At 32.8% G+C, this 21208-nt stretch carries 17 protein-coding genes and 2 pseudogenes; 7 read left to right on the forward strand and 12 right to left on the reverse strand.

Annotation, left to right across the window (positions count from 1 at the left end):
* The first annotated feature begins 281 nt into the window (after window positions 1-281).
* From ACIQ0M_RS02035 to ACIQ0M_RS02065, 7 genes and pseudogenes are all read left to right on the forward strand, one after another.
* Entirely contained in the window at window positions 282-818 is a 537-nt protein-coding gene (locus ACIQ0M_RS02035; protein WP_396149204.1) for a YfiT family bacillithiol transferase, read from the forward strand.
* Between the two features lie 47 nt (window positions 819-865).
* Entirely contained in the window at window positions 866-1201 is a 336-nt protein-coding gene (locus tag ACIQ0M_RS02040; RefSeq protein WP_396149206.1) for a n-acetylglutamate synthase, read from the forward strand.
* Window positions 1202-1212: 11 nt separating this feature from the next.
* On the forward strand, window positions 1213-1683 hold the full coding sequence (locus ACIQ0M_RS02045) for an OsmC family protein (protein ID WP_396149208.1): 471 nt from the start codon (window positions 1213-1215) through the stop codon (window positions 1681-1683).
* 8 nt (window positions 1684-1691) lie between these two features.
* A pseudogene (locus ACIQ0M_RS02050) lies at window positions 1692-2429 on the forward strand (carbon-nitrogen hydrolase family protein).
* An 11-nt stretch (window positions 2430-2440) separates the two neighbouring features.
* Window positions 2441-2605: pseudogene (locus ACIQ0M_RS02055) on the forward strand (DUF1272 domain-containing protein); the annotation flags it as partial.
* A 637-nt stretch (window positions 2606-3242) separates the two neighbouring features.
* Complete coding sequence (locus tag ACIQ0M_RS02060) at window positions 3243-6986, forward strand: transglutaminase domain-containing protein (protein WP_396149210.1); 3744 nt, start codon at window positions 3243-3245, stop codon at window positions 6984-6986.
* 15 nt (window positions 6987-7001) lie between these two features.
* Window positions 7002-7367 carry a bleomycin resistance protein gene (locus ACIQ0M_RS02065; RefSeq protein ID WP_396149367.1) on the forward strand — a complete coding sequence of 122 codons (366 nt, stop codon included), beginning with the start codon at window positions 7002-7004 and terminating at the stop codon, window positions 7365-7367.
* Window positions 7368-7408: 41 nt separating this feature from the next.
* On the opposite strand, the gene ACIQ0M_RS02070 is transcribed toward ACIQ0M_RS02065, so the two are convergent.
* The 12 genes from ACIQ0M_RS02070 to ACIQ0M_RS02125 form a co-directional block, all read right to left on the reverse strand.
* The gene (locus ACIQ0M_RS02070) at window positions 7409-9481 is read right to left on the reverse strand and encodes a CotH kinase family protein (protein ID WP_396149212.1); all 2073 of its coding nucleotides are present in this window, start codon (window positions 9479-9481) and stop codon (window positions 7409-7411) included.
* A 38-nt stretch (window positions 9482-9519) separates the two neighbouring features.
* Complete coding sequence (locus ACIQ0M_RS02075) at window positions 9520-10269, reverse strand: Asp/Glu racemase (RefSeq protein WP_396149214.1); 750 nt, start codon at window positions 10267-10269, stop codon at window positions 9520-9522.
* 89 nt (window positions 10270-10358) lie between these two features.
* Window positions 10359-11828, reverse strand: a complete 1470-nt coding sequence (locus ACIQ0M_RS02080; RefSeq protein WP_396149216.1) for a hypothetical protein — start codon at window positions 11826-11828, stop codon at window positions 10359-10361.
* 82 nt (window positions 11829-11910) lie between these two features.
* Window positions 11911-12534 (reverse strand): response regulator, encoded by a 624-nt coding sequence (locus tag ACIQ0M_RS02085; protein WP_396149218.1) that lies wholly within the window; start codon window positions 12532-12534, stop codon window positions 11911-11913.
* A gap of 46 nt (window positions 12535-12580) precedes the next feature.
* Entirely contained in the window at window positions 12581-13936 is a 1356-nt protein-coding gene (locus ACIQ0M_RS02090; protein ID WP_396149220.1) for a 7TM diverse intracellular signaling domain-containing protein, read from the reverse strand.
* 60 nt (window positions 13937-13996) lie between these two features.
* The gene (locus ACIQ0M_RS02095; protein WP_396149222.1) at window positions 13997-14905 is read right to left on the reverse strand and encodes a fumarylacetoacetate hydrolase family protein; all 909 of its coding nucleotides are present in this window, start codon (window positions 14903-14905) and stop codon (window positions 13997-13999) included.
* A 98-nt stretch (window positions 14906-15003) separates the two neighbouring features.
* Window positions 15004-16191, reverse strand: coding sequence for a retropepsin-like aspartic protease (locus ACIQ0M_RS02100; RefSeq protein ID WP_396149224.1), 1188 nt, complete (start codon window positions 16189-16191; stop codon window positions 15004-15006).
* Between the two features lie 10 nt (window positions 16192-16201).
* Window positions 16202-17311, reverse strand: a complete 1110-nt coding sequence (locus ACIQ0M_RS02105; protein ID WP_396149226.1) for a cupin domain-containing protein — start codon at window positions 17309-17311, stop codon at window positions 16202-16204.
* A gap of 41 nt (window positions 17312-17352) precedes the next feature.
* A complete protein-coding gene (locus ACIQ0M_RS02110; protein ID WP_396149228.1) occupies window positions 17353-18330 on the reverse strand; it encodes a carbon-nitrogen hydrolase family protein in 978 nt (325 codons plus the stop codon).
* A 45-nt stretch (window positions 18331-18375) separates the two neighbouring features.
* A complete protein-coding gene (locus tag ACIQ0M_RS02115; protein WP_396149230.1) occupies window positions 18376-18801 on the reverse strand; it encodes an acyl-CoA thioesterase in 426 nt (141 codons plus the stop codon).
* An 18-nt stretch (window positions 18802-18819) separates the two neighbouring features.
* Window positions 18820-19614: a hypothetical protein gene (locus tag ACIQ0M_RS02120; protein ID WP_396149232.1), complete on the reverse strand. Its 795-nt coding sequence runs from the start codon at window positions 19612-19614 to the stop codon at window positions 18820-18822.
* A 16-nt stretch (window positions 19615-19630) separates the two neighbouring features.
* A complete protein-coding gene (locus ACIQ0M_RS02125) occupies window positions 19631-21208 on the reverse strand; it encodes an AMP-binding protein (RefSeq protein WP_396149234.1) in 1578 nt (525 codons plus the stop codon).

Consider the following 21208-nt stretch of genomic DNA (forward strand, 5'->3'; position numbering starts at 1 on the left):
AAATGAACTTGGTAGAGCATTTTTGGGGTGAGTTCTTTTTTTCCTTGCATGACTAAAATTACAAAAAGTGAATCTTTTTTGCAAGATTTTTTTGGTATATTTGGGGAGTTGTGCAACAAGCACAGCATCTAGCGTCAATGGCAAGGCTTGGGCAAGTCAGGAAAGTACGCTGGTGTAATTAAATTTTGGATTTGTTTGTACAGTGCTAGTAGTAGCTACAAACATTACAGGAAGGACGTTATCGGTCAGGCTAAGATTAGACATGGTAAAAAATAATGTAAATGGACATAGAAAAACTAAAATATCCGATTGGAAAGTTTGAAAAACCAACAACAATCACGAAAGACATTTTAAAAAATTGGATTTCAGACATTTCAACATTTCCAAAAAAACTTTCAACCGAAGTTCTTGACTTGACCGAAAAGCAACTTGATACTCAATATAGACCTAACGGTTGGACTATAAGACAAGTAGTTCATCATTGTGCCGACAGCCATATGAACAGTTTAATTCGTTTAAAGCTTGCATTAACAGAAGACCAACCAACAATAAAACCCTATTTTGAAGAACGTTGGGCAGAACTTCATGACACTAAAAATATGCCTATTGAACCTTCTTTGAAAATGATTGAAGGAATACACGAAAGATGGACAGTTTTACTAAACAATTTGACTGACGAACAATATGCAAGAATTTTTATTCATCCTGAACACGGAAATACTTTTAGAGTTGACGAAAATATAGGAGTTTATGCTTGGCATTGTAACCACCATCTTGCTCACATCACTGAAACAATAAAAAGAAACGATTGGAACTAAGAATTAAAAACGAACCTTAACATCGTTTATTTTAGAAAAACGACACGATGAACTACAACGATAAAAAATTCAGACCGATTAGCAATACTGAAAACGGAGAAACTTCAAACGAAACTCTTTTTCATTACAAGCAAATCGGAAATCTTCTTACTTCTGAATATTCAGGGGGAAAGATTAAATATGGACATCTAATTGGTTTGGTTGACCATTTAGGAAACATAGAAATGCGTTATCATCAAGTAAATGACAATGACGAATTGATGACTGGAATTTGCATTTCAAAACCAGAAATTCTTGAAAACGGAAAAATTCGCCTTCACGAAAATTGGGAATGGACTTCGGGAGATAAATCAAAAGGAACATCAATAATTGAAGAGCAATAAACTTAATTAAAATGGCACACGAACACAACTACAAACTAACTGCGGTATGGACTGGGAATAAAGGTGACGGAACTAAAAATGTACGAACCTATGACCGTAGCCACACAGTTTCTATTGAAGGGAAACCTGAATTATTACTTACAACGGACAATCCTGCTGTTGGAGACAAATCAAAATTGAATCCCGAAGATTTATTGGTAACAGCTATTTCATCCTGCCATATGCTTTCCTACTTGTATGTATGTTCATTAGAAGGAGTTGTAATCACTTCTTACACAGACAATGCCACAGGTATTATGGTTGAGAAGGCAAGTGGTGGCGGAAATTTCAAAGAAGTAACTTTGAATCCAATCTTTTATGTAGCAGACGAAAGTATGGTAGAAAAAGCCATCGAGTTGCACCATAAAGCTCACGAAATATGTTATATAGCGAATTCAGTAAATTTTGAAGTAAAGTGTAATCCAACCTGCAAAGTAGAATAAACAAACATATGAAAATCTGCATCGCACAGACAAAACCAATTAAGGGCAATGTTTCAGCCAATATTGAACTTCATAAAAAATTTATTGAGCTCGCTTTGGCATTAAATGCGGAAGCAATTTTCTTTCCAGAACTTTCATTGACAGGTTACGAACCAGCACTAGCAAAAAAATTGGCGACTAATCAAAATGATCATCGTTTGGACATTTTTCAAGAAACAAGCGACAAAACCAATATCATTATCGGGCTTGGATTACCTACTGCTTCAGAATCGCAAATCCGAATTAGTATGATAATTTTTGAACCAAACAAACCGAGACAAACCTATTCAAAACAACAACTTCATTCAGATGAATTTCCTTATTTTGAGAATGGAGTTGGACAAGTAATAATCGAAACGAACGATTAAAAAATCGCACCGGCAATTTGTTACGAGAGCTTACAACCAACACATATTGAAAACGCTTTTAAATTGGGTGCTGATGTTTATTTAGTAAGCGTTGCAAAACCAGCAAAGGGTGTTAAAAATGCTTTTGACCATTATCCAAGCATAGCAAAACAATACGCAATGCCTGTATTAATGGCTAACTGTGTAGGTTTTTGTGACAATTTTTTAAGTGTTGGGAACAGTGCTGTTTGGACAAAAGAGGGAGAATTGGTTGGGCAACTTGACGACAAAAATGAAGGAGTTTTAATATTTGATACTGAAACAGAAGAAATAGTAATAAGAAATTTAACTAACAACTAAATTTATAAAAAATGTTAGAAATTAGACAATGCTGTGAAAACTGTGGTAAGAGTTTGCCAAACGAATCAAATGAAGCAATGATTTGTAGTTATGAATGCACGTTTTGTATGCAATGCGTGGAAAATATTTTAGAAAATGTTTGTCCTAATTGTGGTGGTGGTTTTGAAAAAAGACCTTGTAACTTCAGTTACTATTAGGTCAAGTGGTTAAGACTTCAACCTTTGTTATAATGTCTACATTTGACTTAGACAGAGGAAGTTATTTTGTAGAGGTGGCTACTGATAAATGAAAAAAACTAAAGTGTTACTAGTGGAGTAAATAAATTGTTCATACTATTGTAAAAGTATTTGACAAAGAGCTAATATAAAAACTCTCTATTCACACTTTTTGTTACCAAGAAACTACTGTAGGTAATAAAACCGAATAACTAACAGTTCTACTACCGCAACAAAAAATAAATTCTCATACTCCTTATAAAAAAACAACCTCGTTTAATCCTTTCTAAGCGATTTTTATTATTGGAATGAAGTTGATGTTGCAAAAAAAAAGGTTAAAAGAACGTTTTGTTTACAAAGTGTTTGGAATTCTATCAACTATTTATCCTCAACATCTAGGAAAATAAAATATTGAAAAGGAAAAATTAACTTTGAATTAGGATATAAAAAGCTCTAAAATTTATTTAAAAAAGTACGTTTTTTTTTATTTATATTTGAACTTAAACAAAAAATTAAAAAGTAAAATTAGCTCTTTACCAGTATGCATAGGCTAAATTGGCTTTTTTAGATTTACTATTCACAAAAATTTACCCTATTTATGAAAAAAATTGGATTCCTTTTTTTGCTTATCAGTCACATAATCTTTGCTCAAACTTCTGAAGAAAAGGTTTGGGATTTGTTGTTAAATAACAAAAGAGCAGAAGCCAGAAAGTTGTATGATAAGGAATTTAAAAATTCAAGTAAAAACAGTTTATCCTATTTTTTGCTAGGGGAAATCATTGATCTGGAAAATGGAAAAATGGATTTTGATGAAAATTTTGTTACCAATTTATCCAAATTTGAGGAAAGTAAAAATTATTTAACTTCTTTAATTAAAAAGCCATATATGCTGGATGACATTGCTGATGCTGGGTTTAATAACAGTACATATAATAAAATAGACATGCTTTCAACTCATGCTTTGTATGAAAAAAATCCAATGATAATTTATTATAAAGCCGTCGCTGATAGAAATCGTAAAAATTACCATGGATTTGCTGAAGGAATAAAAAAATTAAACGGAGTTATGGATTGGCAACTTTGTGGTGTTTTTGAAAATTTAAATGACAGCGGTATTGATATTGAATACGAACCTGAAGTATATCCTAAAAATGATAAGTTATTTGACGGTAACAGCAATGGAAAGCTGGGTTGGTACAATCCTAGTGTACCTCTCCGCGAAGGTTATCAAATTTTTTCAAACGAATCAGAATATGGTAATGGTATTATGTATTCTCAATTGTTTGTTGAAAATCCTGAAACACAAACGGTCTTCTTTAATTTAGGGATGAGTGGTTCGCTAAAGTTGTTTATCAATGATGTTGAGGTTTACTCCAATACATTGAGCAAAATGACCGATTTAAATGCCTATCAGTTGAAATTAACCTTACCAAAAGGGATTAATCGAATTTTGGTAAAGTCATCAATTCAATCAAATAGCTATTTTTTTCTATCACTCACAGATGCAAGTAATCAAAAAATAGAATCATTGGTTTATCATAATACTTATCAACCATATAATAAGTCAACATTGGTTTCATTGGCACCAGAAGAACTTATACCTGATTATGAAATTTATTTAACAAAAAAAATTAAAGAAAACCCGAACCACGTTCTATATCAACTTATGCTTTATGATGCATATATTCACAATAGAAAGTTAGATTTAGCAGAGGAAATAATCCATTTACTTGATGAGAAATACCCCAACAGTTCGCTAATCAAAACCCGTTTGGCGAAGTACCACAGCCTTAGAGAAGAAGGGTCAAAAGTTAATGAAATTCATAAAAATATAGAACTTAACGACAGTGATTATTTTTATAATATTGCTGTTAAAGCAACAGATAACAATTGGCTTACATCTGCCAGTATTTCAGAATTAGAAAACTATCGAGAAAAAGCAAGTAAATTACTATCTCCTCTTTTTTATGAACTGTATGATTTTTTGATTAATGCACGCAATTCTAAAGTTGATGCAATGATTAAAAATATAGATACCATCATCAATATGTCAGATTATAGAGAGAGTTACATTGTTAAGTTTGCACCGTTGTATGATTCTTTAGAAAAAAATAAAAAAAAGACCCTAGACATGCTGGAGGAGTTAGTTGGCAAACGAGACAATTATTCAGCAATAGCAAAATTAATTGACTATTATAATGCAGCAAACCGCAAAGAAGATGTAAAAAGAATTTTAGCAGAAAGAAAAACAAATTTTCCTTATTTTACTGGAATCATATATGATTATATTAATGTATTGATTGAAGAAAAAAAATATGCGGAAGCAATGGTAGAAATTGATTATTCTCTTGGACTTTTTCCTTATTCCTATACAATTTTAGAAAAAAAGGGAATGGTTTATCATTATATGAATAATGAAAAAGAAGCAGAAAAATACCTTCGTAAATCATTGGAACACAATTCTGAAAATGGAACACTACGCAAACAATTATATGACATAAAAAAAATTAAAGATGAAATAGAAGAGGTAACTTTTAAGGATAAATATAAATTAATCAAAGAACGCAGAAATGCAACCCTTAAAAGTGATTATGGTGTGGTTACTTTACTTGATGAATACATTATAAATTTGTTTCCCGAGGGTGGGATGAAATCAAAGGTTGTCTTAATTTATGAGATTACAAGTGAAAATGGAATCGATGAATTAAAGGAATATAGTTTAGATACTTACGGAATAACTATTCAAAAGACAGAATTTGTAAAAAATGATGGTTCAATTGTACCGGCAGAAAGGGGAGATGGCGTTCTAGTTTTTTCAAACCTTAAAGTTGGAGATGTTGTCTATATTGAATATGAAGGTTATAGTAATTCAACGGGAAGATTTTACAAAGATTTTAATTTAGATTGCTATTTTAATAGTGTTTACCCATCCGTTGAATCTGTTTTTACAATTATTAATCCTGATCATATCCAGTATCAATATAAGCTCTTTAATGGAGATATTAAACCTACTGTAAAAAAGGCCAATAATAAGGTGTTTACTACATGGCGAAAAACTAATATTGAAGCCATTCCATTATTAGAGTCGTTTTCTAAACCATATTCAGACCTCACCAATACAATACAAGTTAGTTCAATTAAATCATGGAAAGAAATCTCTAATTGGTATTCTGACCTAGTAAAGAAAACACTTATACCTGATAAAGTGACAAAAAGTACATTTGACCAACTTTTTCCTAATGGAGTAAAAGGATTCAATGAGGAAGAGATTGCCAGGATCATTTATAACTATATTACCGATAACATAAAATACAGTTCGTTAGATTTTAGACAAAGTGGCTATGTTCCCCAAAAACCATCTAAAACTATCCATACAAAATTAGGAGATTGTAAGGATGTGTCGACGTTGTTCATTGCTTTCTCTGAATTAGCAGGACTTAAGTCAAACTTAGTACTGGTATCTACCAATGATAATAGTGATCATGAGATGGCGATGCCTTCAAAAGAATTTAATCATTGCATTGTAAAAACAATTCTCAACGGAAAGGAATATTTTTTGGAACTCACCAGTAAACACATCCCTTTTAAAGCTTTACCAATATCACTTTACAATGCTAATGCATTAGTAATTTCTTTTGACAAAAAAGAAAACGAAAAATCACAAATCATAAAAATTCCTTTTGACAATGCAATCAAGAATTCTGTTGAAACAAACATGATTGTAACGGTTAATGAAAAAGAAATTAACTACATTTTAAAAAATAAGATAAATGGTTCTATCAAATCATATTACAGCGAATTATTCGCTGAATCAACTTCTGAAGATGTACGAAAAAAAGACTTTGAAGAAAGTTATAATGAGAAATTGAAAAAAACTGTTTCTTTGAAATCAGCGAAATTAATCAGCAATAATAAAAATGATGTGTTTATAGAATTTGAAACACAATTTCAAGTATCAGAAAAACTAAAAAATGTTGGAAGTTTAAAAATTATCGACATCCCCTTTGTATTTAATGTTTACACGCGAAACATCATTGCTCAGGAAGCCCGAAATTATGATATTAATTATATCACCTATGAAGATAGTTTTACTTACAGTAATATTGTAACCATTAACTTAGAAGAAGGTAAAAAATTTACAGATATACCGGAAGGTAGTCATTTTACCTTTCATAATCATCAATATTCACTCAATTTTGAATTAATCTCACCAAATTCATTAAAAATTACACGAACTGTTTCAACTCCATGGGATAATATTTCAAAAGAAGATTATCCATTATTTAAAAAGTACGTTGAAGATGTTTTGATGGTAGAGGAACAAGTATTAGGATTTAAATAATAAACAATAAAAATGATGTTGATTAGTGTTCACCCTAAATTACCCATGCGAAATAAAGCGGTTACGCAGCAATATTACAACGATAAACTAGGCTTTACCGATTTAGGTTCAGCGGATTATCCTGAGTATTTGATGGTGGAGAAGGATAATATAGAACTCCACTTTTTTCTTTTCCCTGAACTTAACCCTGAGGAAAATTATGGTCAGGTTTATATTCGAGTGAATCGTATTGACGACTTTTATCAAACCTTGTTGGATAACAAAGTCAGGATACATCCCAATGGATTATTAGAGAATAAACCTTGGGGACAACGGGAGTTTTCGCTGTTAGATCCGGACAATAATTTATTAACTTTTGGCGAGACCTTACCGGAAGAATAAACGTATTGCACTAAGAAGAAAATGTACCTTTTAATTTATTCTTACTCAACGATTAGTTTATGTTGTTCTTTAAAATTATCAGTAGCTATGGTTACCACATACGTTCCGGAGGATAATTGAGAAATGTCAACGCTTTTTTGCTTGCTATCAATTGAAATATTCATCACTTTTCTACCGGCAAGATCAAAAATAGTTAGTTTAATCACTTCATTTTCAACAATACTATCCGAATGTAAATAGAATTCATCTTTAGCCGGATTGGGATATAATTTTATGCTTTCGATGGTTGATTCTGATAATGTTAAGGTACAATCATTCAAATTACCGGGTAAATTATTGTCTAACCAATTCATTCTGGTTGTTATCCAATTCTTGAATTTTACAATTTGTCCTTCAAAAGTAGTAGGGTCATTCTCCAATTCAGGCGTTCCCGTATTGATTCCTAGATTTCCCCAACGTTCAAATTGTCTAGCTTGTGCTTGTTGTAAAAAGGCAGCATTTGAATCGATATAAGCATTTAGTTCTGATTCACTTAACAGAGTTTGACGCAAATTATGCCATCTGCATTTTAATTCATTTTGAAATGCAGGATCTTGAAGCAGGCGAACAAACCAACCGGTAGAATTATTATCCGGATTGCAATCATTTATCAAATGTGCCCAACCCGAACCATCTGTTGTGGCCAATATTCCACATTCATTAATGTTTTTCCATGCCCAATCAAAATCCCAAACCGGTCCGGCTTTCAGTTTGGCCAATTGGTTATTACTGTCTTTATCTTTATGAAAATAACTGCTTTTTTTGAAACCATCGTTATTTCTGGATAATTCATTAATAATAAAATAATCGATAAATGAATTTGTGTCCATGTATTTTCTGTAACCATCAGTTAAAGACGTAAAGTTTGGACTATATAACGCTGTTTCAAAATCGTTAATAAACGACTGAATATAAGCTTGTTGCTGTGCACTAATGTCTTCCGGTTTTGGATAGTGATAAACCAATCGAACATCTAATTCCGGATGGTCAATTGGGCTATAATTCAATTGCCAACTATCATTGTCATTCCATAAATCATTTTTTAAAATATAACCGCCGGTCAAGTCATTCCCGGTGTTTTCATCGGGGTCTAACTTAGCAATATCAACTCGATTATTATCTCTTTTGATACTTTCCATCCAAATATAAACTCCTTGATAAGTTCCATTTATAACAACTTCACAATATTTATGTCGAGCAGCATAATGACCCATGTTTTGAAATAATGAATAAGCAAGTGTATTTCGCATAAAGGCCTTGTCGTTATAACTGGCAATCAAAACCCAATCATGTTCTTCCGGCATACCGAAAACAGAAACATTTGATTCCTCAAATGAAGCATCTAGTGTTTCAATTTTAAAAGGTCTCTGAGGTAATATTTGAGAATAATTTCCTCTGTACTCGATGTTTATATTTCCATTATACTCATTAGGAGAGTCATTAATCATATTCATATTTCCCTCACCATTATATATAATCCCCATCGTTGCATTTATCGCCGGCTCATCTTGTATAGTCAAACCATTTGTATTAATTACAATTATCGGAAGATTAGACGAAGTGAACACAAATGGAGTAGGTGCATCTTCCCCAAAAGTAATTGACCAATTTAAAACAGAACCAGTGTCTGCATCCGGATAAGTATCAATGATCCGAAGTTTCCAAATGCCATTCCCGTTTTGATTACTATTGAAGTTGCCTATTGTTTCCTGAGGCTTAAACTGACCCGTATAAGGTGGATTTCCAAAATTTATTGATGTCGCAGCCGTTTGGCTCAAGCAAGTATTAGTAAAGTTATCTCCATCACCACCAATTCCTGAGAACAGATTGACTTGTGTACCGGATGGTGAAATTAGAAATACATTTAAGTCTGAATTCCAAGTATGAGTAATGTTCAAACAAACCTCTTTTAAGCCAATGGTGGAGGACAATGTATTTAACGAGACGTCATTTACGATTAAGTCATAATCATTAGGTTGACCATCATCGGTAATGTTTCCGACACTTCCGGAAAAATTTTGACCGTTTACTACAGTCAATGCAAAAATTAATAGTAATGTAAAATATAGTCTCATTTGATTTAATTTTCAATAATAAATATCCTTTGTTTCAATCAATATTTTCCATTCAACAATTCGCCTCCAATAGTTGATTTGGCTTCAATTCCTAACTTTTTCATCATTTCATAGGTTGTGCAAACCGCAGCAGAGGTTACCGGAATACCACATTCGGCTTGAATCAAATCGATAGCTTCCAACGAAGGCATTTGCACACATGCTGAAACCACTAAAACATCAACATCAGTCAAATCTAATTGTTTATAGATTTCCAATAAATTCATTGGGTTTTGAGCGGCTACTTCCAAATTATCAGGAATTTCCAATGCAATACTTTCCTTTACTTTAATACCTTGATGTTCAATATAATCTACAACCATATCCGTAAGCGGACGCATATATGGAGTAATAATCGATATTTGTTTGGCTCCCAAAACCTTCAAACCATTAATCAATGCTCCGGCTGAAGTCACAATTGGAGTAGGGAAGTCGTTTGCCACCGTTTCCTGATGCAAATTCACTTCGGAAACGCAATGATAACCTCGACCCATACTCATAATGGCCACTAAACAAGCATAGCCCATCACATCTACATGAGCATCAGATAATTCTTGTGCACATTTTAGACTCATCGCATCCATGGCTTCCAGTTCTTCTTTCGTTACTTTTTTCATCCGCATTCGACTGGAATGAAAGGTAAATTTTTCAGGAAGAATGGTTTCCCTTCCTCTGAAAATAGCAGGGATTTCGGTTTCCATTGTTACGTTTGAGGAAGGTACGATTTGGCCTATTCTGAATTTTTTCATAAAAATTAATCCACTTATTTTAAGTATCGAAGTTAGCTAAAATATTCAAATAGAGCTTTTTTTTTTAAAACATATTTCAAATGTATTAATTAATTTGTTGGTATTGCAGATAGTTGGTTTTCTGACCAAAAGTTACTTCCTATACCAGCCATATTGTATGTGGTTGGAGTAGTTCCATATTTTTGAATATTTGCCCAAAGATAGTAGCGTCTAGTAGTGCCACTCGTATTATTTATTAAAGTTTGACCATTGGCTAAACCAAAATCAGTTGGACCAGCTAATGTGCCGGATACTAATCCACCAGAAATAATATCTGGATTTGAAACAATTGTATTGCTTATGGATAGTGTTGTTCTCACAAAAATACTTTGTCCAGCAGTTAAAGTTGTTGATCCAGCCAATAAATAAGTACCAAAAACAATCCACTTTCCCGGAGGCAAATCTATATAAACATTACAATAATTCATTGCACTTTGTATTCCTACAGGTGTACCGTTACCAAAACTTGCACCACCACCCGCAAAAACTCCAACTACTGCGGGTGTAATAGCACTAGTGTTGACCCAAGTGCCCACTCCGTTTGCGTCTGATGCTAAAATTCTTCCTGCTGCTTGAGATCCGTCTGTGATTTTTACCTTTCCAATAACGTCTAGCTTTTGAGTAGGATTTACAGTTCCTATTCCCATATTACCCGTATTGTTAATTACTGCCATATCGATGTTTCCAACTCTAAAACCAATATATCCTAGCCCTGTATTTTCCTTGTTTAAAAGTGTAAAATTCCCATCAAAAGAATGTAAAAGACCATATCCAGTTGAATTTGCTTGGTTTTGATGAGCAAAACCTCCCCAATTACTGCCAAAACCAAAATCTCCAATTATAGTATTATTTATCCTTGCATTTCCTCCCTCTACTTCTAATTTTCTTAAAGGATTTGTCGTGCCAATTCCTATGTTTCCATTATTTAAAACAGTTAATTTTGGAGTGTTATCTGTAGTTAAGTGAACTGAGCCCAAATTCCCACTATAAGTGCCAAATTCAATATCATTTGGATTACCTGTATAACTTCCAAAATAACCTCTATAACTACCATTTTCTGCAAAAGATATATATAAATTATCCGCTCCATCAAAAATTACTGGATTAGAGGAATTGGATACAATATGTAAATTCGTAAAAGGAGTAGTAGTGCCAATACCGACAAAGTCGTTTATGTTAGAGGGAAAAAGTTGACCAAAACTAGATCTACTCCACTTTTCGTCGTTAGTAGAAAATAACTTTACCCAAATTGAACCGTTCCAATAATAATATCCTTCTCCGTTTCCGCCTAACACGAAAGGATTTGTATTATACACTAATAGACTTAACGCAGGTGATAATATGGGAAATGTTGAGTCTGTTACATCACTTAGATTAACTCTTGGAATAAGAAGTCCTGTGGAATTTGAATTTATGTCTAAACTTGAAGATAAATCAGGTGAAGTAGTTCCAATACCTACTTGTGAATAGAAGTTAATAGTAAAGAAAGCTATTATCAGTGTGGTGTAAATCTTTTTCATAGCTACATTTTTATCCAAAAGTACGGTTGTTAATTAACTAAGTCAATCAACCTTTTGTACCATTTTTTTAGACTAAAAAAAATCAGCTTTTACCGTAAAGTTTGTTGACTGCTTCTGTTTTATTTTGTACCTGAAGTTTCGAATAAATGTGGTTTAGGTGTCTTTTTACAGTGCTTAGAGAAATAAATAGTTTTTCTGCTATTTCTTTATATAAAAATCCTCTGCTCAATAATTCTAATACTTCGTGCTCTCTATTCGTTAGAATTTCTTGAACAGAAGTACTTGTATTGTTGTTAAAAGATAAAAGTACTTTTCTTGCAATTTTAGGTGACATGGGACTTCCACCTTCATAAAGTTCAATTATAGCTTCTGTAATTTTTTCGGGAGACGTATTTTTTAGAATATATCCACTAGCACCAGCCTTTAATGCTTCGAAAACTTGATTGTTATCCTCATATATAGTAAACATAATGAACTGAATATTTTTTTCTTTACGTTTAACTTCAATAATACAATCTATACCTGTTTTTTTGGGTAAGTTAATATCGGTAATAACTACATCAGGTTTTAAATTAGGGATATTTTTTATTGCCTCTTCAGCTGTAGTAAAGCATGCTAGTAATTGAAAATTACTGTTTTTTTCAACTATTAATTGAAGTCCTTTTTGAATTTCAGGGATATCTTCTAGTATGCAAATACGTATCATCCTTTTTCTTTTTTTTGAAAAAATATATAAATCTCTATAGGTTAATTTATTGATTTAGTTGATTTAAAGGTAGTGAAAAAATAACTTTTGTTCCTTTTTTACTTTCAATTTCAATTTGACCTTTGAAAATTTCTATTCTTTTCCTCATATTTTTTATACCATTGCCAGTTCCATATTTTTTCATATTTTGGTTATAACCCACACCATTATCTTCTATCGTAATTTCAATTTGGTCTACTATTTTAACCGCAATAGTAACATTTGTGGCTTGGGCGTGTTTAACTACATTGTGAAGTGCTTCTTTTACAATAAGATAAATACTTCTTCTGCAATCTCCATTAATTTCTATTTCATTTCTTTCAATAACAATAGTGAAAGTGGATGTTATTTTGTTATTATCAAGATATTCTAAAGCATATAATTTAATAAATGAAACTAAATCATCAATAGTATTATTTTCTTCTTTAATTGCCCAAATTATTTCACTCATACTCTCCACTAATTGAGATGAAGCTTTATTGATTTTAGATAAATTTTCTGTAACGTCAATATTATTAATTGCTAAATGACTTAGATAGTTAATCTTTGTTAATCCGCTACCGAGATCATCATGCATATCTCGAGCAATTCTATTTCTTTCATTTTCTAATGTATTTTGCTTTTCCAGTACAATTTTTTGAATTTCGATAATTTCATTCGCTTCGTTTAGTAAAGCAGCGTTCATTTTTTCCCATTGCTTTTTATTTCTATAACTCATGGCGATAGAGAAAAAAAGAATGTCAATGAAACTTCCAATCATCAACCATTCTGGTGGATATAAAATCATATCCATTGAAAGATTTAAATTAGAAATAAAGCTTATTATTCCAAATAAAAAGTAAAAAGAACTTCCTAAAAGTATAAATAATTGGAAGGTAATATGGCGTAATTTGAAACATTGCCAGAGCATAATGAAAGTTAAGCAAAAAATAAAAATTCGAATTGAAATGAATGCTGTTGAATAACTTTCAAATTGAAATATAAATTTACTAATGATGAAAAGTATAGAATATCCCAACAAAACAATTAGAATTGCAATCCAAGATTTATACAAAAATGATTTTTTTGCTTTCGAAACTTCTATTGACTGGAGGATAAAATTGAAATAAGTAGTAAGATAGATGATTTGAATTGGTTCATTAAAGTAGTCGAAAAAATAGGTCTCTACATCTTGGCCAAATAAAAGTGCCATAAATCCTGTTCTCATGAAAACAAAAATCCATGTAAACAATAAATAAAGTAAATAGTGAAGAAATAGTTTGTCTCTATTAAAGAAAAATAAGACGAGATGATAAATAAAAGCAATTGAAATTGCTCCAATCATCAATACCGAAATTACCGAAACAATGGTTAATTCGTGCATGTTTATTTAAATTAATAACTACGCTCAGAAAACAAAATAACTGAATTCCAAACAAATGATCTATATCTCCTTAATTGTATTCACTATAGTTCCAATTCCTTCTACAGTAGCTTCCACGACATCGCCATCCCACATCCATTCTTGCGGATTACGACCGGCTCCAACTCCAGCTGGTGTTCCTGTTGCAATGATATCGCCAGGCTCAAGTGTGAAAACAGTACTTAAATCTTCGATTAAATCATTGATATTAAATAGTAGGAACTTTGTATTGGAATTTTGTTTTTCAACTCCATTTACTTTCAAAGATAAATTCAAATTATGCGGATCTGAAATTTCGTCTTTTGTTACCAAATAAGGTCCCATCGGGGCAAAAGTATCTTGTCCTTTCGAAACAATCCATTGACCTTCTCTGCGGCAATCTCTCGCCGAAATATCGTTAATAACTGTATAACCAAATACATAATCTAACGCATTTTGTTTCGGAACATATTTTCCGTAGTCGCCAATAACGACAGCCAATTCAACTTCCCAATCTAATTGTTGCGTTAATTTGGTGTTTAATATAATTTCAGTATTTGGACCGGTAACAGCTGTTGGAGGTTTAGAAAAGATAATTGGTTTTTGAGGTAATTTTCCGGTAGTGTCGAGTGTTCGGGCACTTTCTGCTACGTGTTCGGTGTAATTTAAACCAATTCCGATAATATTTTTTCTTGGACGTTGAATTGGAGCCAAGATTTCTACTTCTTCAAACGTATAACCAATTTGTTCGAAGTCTATTTCACGGGTTTCTTTGATCATTTCGGTGATTTCTTCAATGATTTCAAATCCTAAATCGATTAAATCCAACATGTCAATTGGTAAAGGGAAATTAGAGATTTCACCGAAATCTTCCATGTCGATGATTAGGTTGTTGTGAAGAAAGCCTAGGCGAGGTTCTGTGTCTTTTGTTTTGTAAGTGAGTAGTTTCATTTTTGTTTTTTGTTGTGGTATTCGGTATAGACGTTACATTGCAACGTCTGTACTGATTTGATGATGTTTTGATAAAGAGACGTTGCATTGCAACGTCTTTACTGTTGTTGTATAAGTACTGTATTATTTGTTGTTTTATCTTTTGATTTTACTTCTATTTCATACGATTGATTACCTTTTCTAAAGTTTTTTATTTTGACAATATCGCAAAAGTCCATTTCTTCAAGTACAAACGAATCCACTCGGATGATTTCATCTCCATAATTCATTTTATCTCTTAAAGTAACATCCCAAACAAATCCAACTGAATATTTATTGTCAATAATTGTTGCACTGTAAATAGGCGGTTTTTTATCTAAAATGATGTTTTCAATAGCTTCAAAATAGAATTTCTTCTTTTTAAAATCGATTATTATATCACCATGTTTTAATAAATCTAATCCAATTCTGGAATTATTGTCGTCTGTTGTATTGGTAATTAAATTTTCAAACGTGGTGTCATTTAATTTTAAAAAAGGTGCTTTGAATAGAATTTGTTCTTTTAACGGAGCTGTTCCGAAAAGCCCGATGCTACTTGAACCGGTACTTCTTGATAATTCTTCCCATACATTTTCTTTAGAAAGAATACCGAAAGCTCTATTAGACATTTCATAAAAACCATCCATCCCTGTATCAAGTAAGGCTTGTTCAGTTATTTTTTTCTTTTTATTGTTAGAAAAATTTATTTGTACATAAGGTGATTTTTGTTCACCAACCAATAGCAATTTACTTGGTTTAGCAGTCGTTTGAAGGTTTTTAATATCATCTGTAATAATGATTTTTTTATCCTTTAAACTAATTTTTATCACAGAATTACGCAATAAATTACTACCAATAAAACCATCCATTTTAAAACATTTCAAAATAAAATGGTTATCTAAATCACTGACCAAAGCCACAGTATTATCAAATGAAAGATTGCCTAGTTTCATTGATTCGATGGCAACCATTTCCATTTCATCGCTTTGATTATTAGCATCGGAAACGTTTATTTTCTTACTATTTTCGACGTTAATTTCCGCTAAAACTGTTTTTGAAATTACGTTAGGTGCACCAGTATCCAATAAAAATGTAAAGGTTTTGTTATTGATGACTACCGGAAGCATGATTTTATCATTAACCAATTCAAAATTAATTTCTTCGTAGTAATTCTTTTGATTGATTTTTCCTTGATCAAAAGCTATTTTTTGAGAAAATAATAAACTTGAAACAAATAAAAAAAGAATCGATATATTTAATCTTATCATTTAAGTAGTTTTAGTTATAAGTTTGAAAACCATTATTTTCTGAATATATTTTTTCTTGATATAATCCCAATTTTTCAATGACCGGTAAATCATTAAATGCAAATAAACAGGCATCTTCAGATTCAGAAAGATTATGATGTTCGTGCCAAGCCCAAGATGGAACGCAAAAAATATCTCGCTCTTTCCAGTCAAAACGTTGCCCATTGATGATGGAATAGCCTTTTCCTTTGGCACATTGAAACACAAATGAGCCAGTATGCTTATGAGCTTTACCCTTAAAACCTACCGGAAGCAATTGCATCGAAGCTCCCATTGTTTGCATAACGTGTCCACCCGTTAACGGATTAGAATATTTCATAAAAATACCATCAAACGGATTAGGTTCATTCACTTTTTGAGTTTCCAATAAAGCGGGATAGACTTTTGACCACGAATATTTAAAAAGGGGAGAATAGGGTTTATCCCAAGTTTTGTCTGCAGGAAGGAGTCCGGCACAACCATAGGTCATTGGTGAATAGTTTAATGGAGCAGTCAATGGTTGTTTGCCATCATAAACTGCATAATCATTCGCTTCCAAAGCATTTACTAACGGAATATCGAGACCATCTTGCCAGATGCAAGTTTTTCCACCTTCTTCAACACCGTGTTCGTGCCAAGTAGAGTTAGGTGTTATGACAAAATCATTCACTTCTAACATAATTTTATTACCATCTACCACCGTATATCCTTTTTCACCTTCCATGATAAAACGTAGAGCAGAAGCACGATGACGATGAGCAGAAGTACTTTCGCCCGGACGAGTGACTTGAATGCCGGTGTACAACCATCCCACAGCAGCAGCGACGTCTTTTCTTTTGTCATTCACCAAATAAACCACCCGTCGTCCGGCTTGTTCCGGTGTTACGAGTTCAGAAGATTTAAGGACTAATTCACGTAAACTGTCATATTTCCACAACATCGGAACGGAGTTCGCTCGTGGTTCCCAAGGTTCAATATCATTGGCAACGGTCCATAAAGCACCAGCTCCAAGATTTTCTAAATCTTTATAATAAGCTTTCAGTTCATCAGAATCTTGAACTCTCGCTCTTCCATAAACATCATCTGAATATTTTGCGTCCATATGTTTTTGTCTTAATACTTATTACTTCAATCTTAATACTATTACTTATTAAACTCCTCGTGATTATCAATAAATGTAATCTTTCTAGTAGGAGCCGTATTTACACGTAAATCAAAGATATCAAATCGGTTGTAATGTCCCAAAATATCGTGCATTTGTTTCGGTTGAATGCATTTTTCCAAATCGATGTCGGCATACACAATTCCTTCGTCATCAATTAATGGTTCGCCCACAACTGCTCCGTTTGGACCAATAATCCCGGAGAAAGCAGAACTTTTTCGAGTCAACAATTCTTCAATATTCGGAACATCGGGTTTTAAAACATCCATAATTTCTTTGGAAATCGTGGAACATGAAACAATGGTAAACAATTTCCCTTCGAACGAATGAGCAGCAGCACGGATTTTAATCGCTTCCGCCATATTGTAATCGGGTGGAGACACAGGAAGTGAAATGTAATTGGCAATGTGAATCAATTCGCCTTGTGATAATAATGTAAAACGAGCTAAAGTATTGGTGTTTTCGCCACAAGCTAGGGTTCCGATTGGGCCAATTTCAGTTTTATATACTTTTAAAGAGGAACCGTCTCCACTTGTCCACGTGAGTTTTTCTGCCCAAGTTGGGACAAGCTTTCGGTGTTTTCCGATTAATGTTCCGGTGTTATCGATGATGAGATTGGTATTGTAAATTTCGCCATAACTATCGCCACGTTCATTAATTCCGATGACAACGTGCATATTGAAATCTTTAGCCGCTTGGAATAACGGTTTCATCGACTCATCCGTTACAGCGACTGAATTTTTATATAATTTTTCGTACCATTTGCTGCCTTGCACTGGTGTCATGATCCAGTTCCAATACGGATAACCTGCCACAAACACTTCAGGGAAAGCAATTAATTGAGCTCCGTTTGAACTGGCTTCTTTGATGAAAGAAATGGCTTTTTCAATGGTTTTATCTACGTTTAAAAAAACGGGGGAGGTTTGAACGGCGGCGGCTTTGAATTTTGGAAAGGTCATTTTGATAGTATTAAGATGAAAGTATTAAGTATTAAGACAAAAGTATTAAGTATTAAGACTGATGAATCTTGAAATTTTCTCTTTCATTTCATCCGAAAAGCCTTCTGCTTTGATTTTTTCTCTGTCTTCAGCGATTTTTACGTTGACCAGAGTTACTTCGCCTTCTAAAACGGTTAATTCCTTTTCATTGACGAATTGAAATCCGCACAAAACTGATGCAAAACCAATGTCTTTTACCCACAATTTTTTGGTTAAGACATCTCCCAATCGAGCGGGATTTTTGAATTGAACTTTCAAATCAACAGTTGGAATACCGTTGGTTTCATGCATTTTTGAAAACGGTCTTTCCAGAGCTTCTTCAAACCAATCTTCTACTAAATCATTGAGCATTTCTAAAAATCGCGGATAGAAAACGATTCCTGCATAGTCGATGTGTTTGAATTTTATTTTTTCTTGTTTGGTGAAGTACATTTTAAATGTTTTTTTAGTTTAACTACCTATTTTACCATAACGTTGACTTTCTGAAAAATAAATGATAAATATTTTATTTCCTTTTTTATATGGATAAAATAATTCATAATTACCATTGTAAGAGGAAAATCTTAATTCAGTACTTTTTTCATTAAACACCTTATCCAAATATTCTCTTTCAGGTTTCGTTGTTTTATAAATATAATCAATTTTTTTTGGTAAAATTGTATCATTCATTTCAACATTTGAATAATTATCAAAGCTTAAATATACAGGTTTGTTTTGTAATGAGTCTCTCATTATTATCTGGGAATATGGAAAATTTTTATCCATATTGGAATATAATTGTAATATAGATGTCGATTCTATAATATATTCTTTATTAAATGAATAGTTTAATAATCTATCTGTTTTATCTGGATTCTGATTAATAATATATTCTGCCGAATTAATTAATAATTTTTCTTTTTTTCGAGTTGTCAAATAATCTCCACCAAAAAGAATAATTGCAATTATTGGAAATAATATCAATAAACCATAAACAATACGCTTATTATTTGTAGTTATTTCTTCATCATTATTATGTTTTTGAGCAATTCTAGTAAGATTAAACATGATATTGATTATCAAAGCACCTGCCATCAACGCCAATATTCCTAAAACACTTAAATAAAATGAATCGGTCATATTTTTTCTAAATACTTTTAGTCCAAAGACTTCAATTAAAATGAATGTAAAAACCCAATACACTAAAAGCATAATGGATATTATTCCAATATAATTACTAATTTTTACTAATTGCTTTGCATTCATAAAGTTTGTGTTTTTTTTATTTCAACTTAAACCGCTGTATTTTCCCCGTCTCCGTTTTAGGCAAAGCCTCCGTAAAATAAATCACTCTCGGATATTTATATGGTGCTGCTACTTCCTTAAACCAGTGTTGAATATGGTTTTTCATGTTGTCTGTTGCTTTAGCTTTATCTTTTAGAACAATATGAGCACAAACCAACATGCCACGTTCATCATCGGGCAAACCCACGACGGCACATTCCAAAATTTCTTCGTGGGTTAAAAGTACGGATTCTACTTCAATTGCCGCAATATTATAACCGGAAGAAATGATCATATCATCACCACGAGCCACAAACCAAAAGTAACCGTCTTCATCTTGTTTAAAAATATCGCCGGTAATATTCCAACCGTTTTGTACATATTCCTGCTGTTTTTCATTTCGATTCAAGTATTTACAACCGGTAATTCCACGAACGGCTAAACGTCCGGGTTCGTTTCTGGCAACTTCGTTTCCATTTATATCAATTATTTTTGCTTCATAACCGGTAATGGCTACTCCGGTGGCTCCTGGTTTCATATTTTCTTCGTTTGAAGAAATAAAAATGTGTAGCATTTCTGTCGCACCAATGCCGTCGATAATTTTTAATTCGGTGGCGTTGTACCAATCTTCCCAAACTTTTAAAGGTAATGTTTCACCGGCAGAGACACATTTGCGTAAGCTGGAAATATCATAGTCTTTCACTTTTGTAGTGATGATTCGCCATGCCGTTGGAGCCGTGAAACAAATGGTGATTTTATGGTCTTGAATGGCTTGCAGCAAAATATCCGGTGTAGGTTTTTCAATCAAAAATGTAGAAGCACCAAAATACATTGGGAACAAAACCAATCCACCCAAACCAAACGTAAAACCGATAGGCGGACTTCCGGTAAAAATATCATTCGAAGTCGGTTGTAGCGAATAAGCTGGAAAAGCCTCGCAAATATTCAAAATATCTTTGTGGTAATGAGCTGTCATTTTGGGCAAACCGGTTGTTCCCGAAGTAAAACCGATTAATGCCACACTATCTGCTTTAGAGTGAAAATTGTCGAATGTTTTCGGTTTGGAAGCCATCAATTTTTCCAATTGGGCATTACCATAAAAACACGTTTTTTGAAGAAAATTTGATTTTACCAAATGCATTTCTTCTTCCAATTCTTTATCACATAAAGCAATGGAAATCTCCGCACAATCTATAATGGTAGTCAATTCTTTCGAACGAAGTAGGGGCATAGTCGCCACTACAATTCCACCTGCTTTTAAGACCGCAAACCAGCAAGCCACCATCATGGGATTATTGGCCGATCGCAACAAAACTCGATTACCGGATTGTAGTCCTAAATCGTCTATTAAAACATGTGCAATTTGATTCGCTTTTTCATATAAATCGTTATACGTCCAGGTTTCTTCAAAAGTACGAAGGCAAGGTGCGTTACCATGACCATTTTGAATGTGAGTATCTAAAAGACGTTCGATACAATTGAGCATTTCGGTTTCGTAATTTCCTTGTAAATAGGACGGTTGCAAGTCGATACTTGGTAGGGAATTGTGGGCGAAGTTGTCGTCAAAATGTTTCAT

This window comes from Flavobacterium sp., assembly GCF_044339515.1.
Lineage (GTDB): Bacteria > Bacteroidota > Bacteroidia > Flavobacteriales > Flavobacteriaceae > Flavobacterium.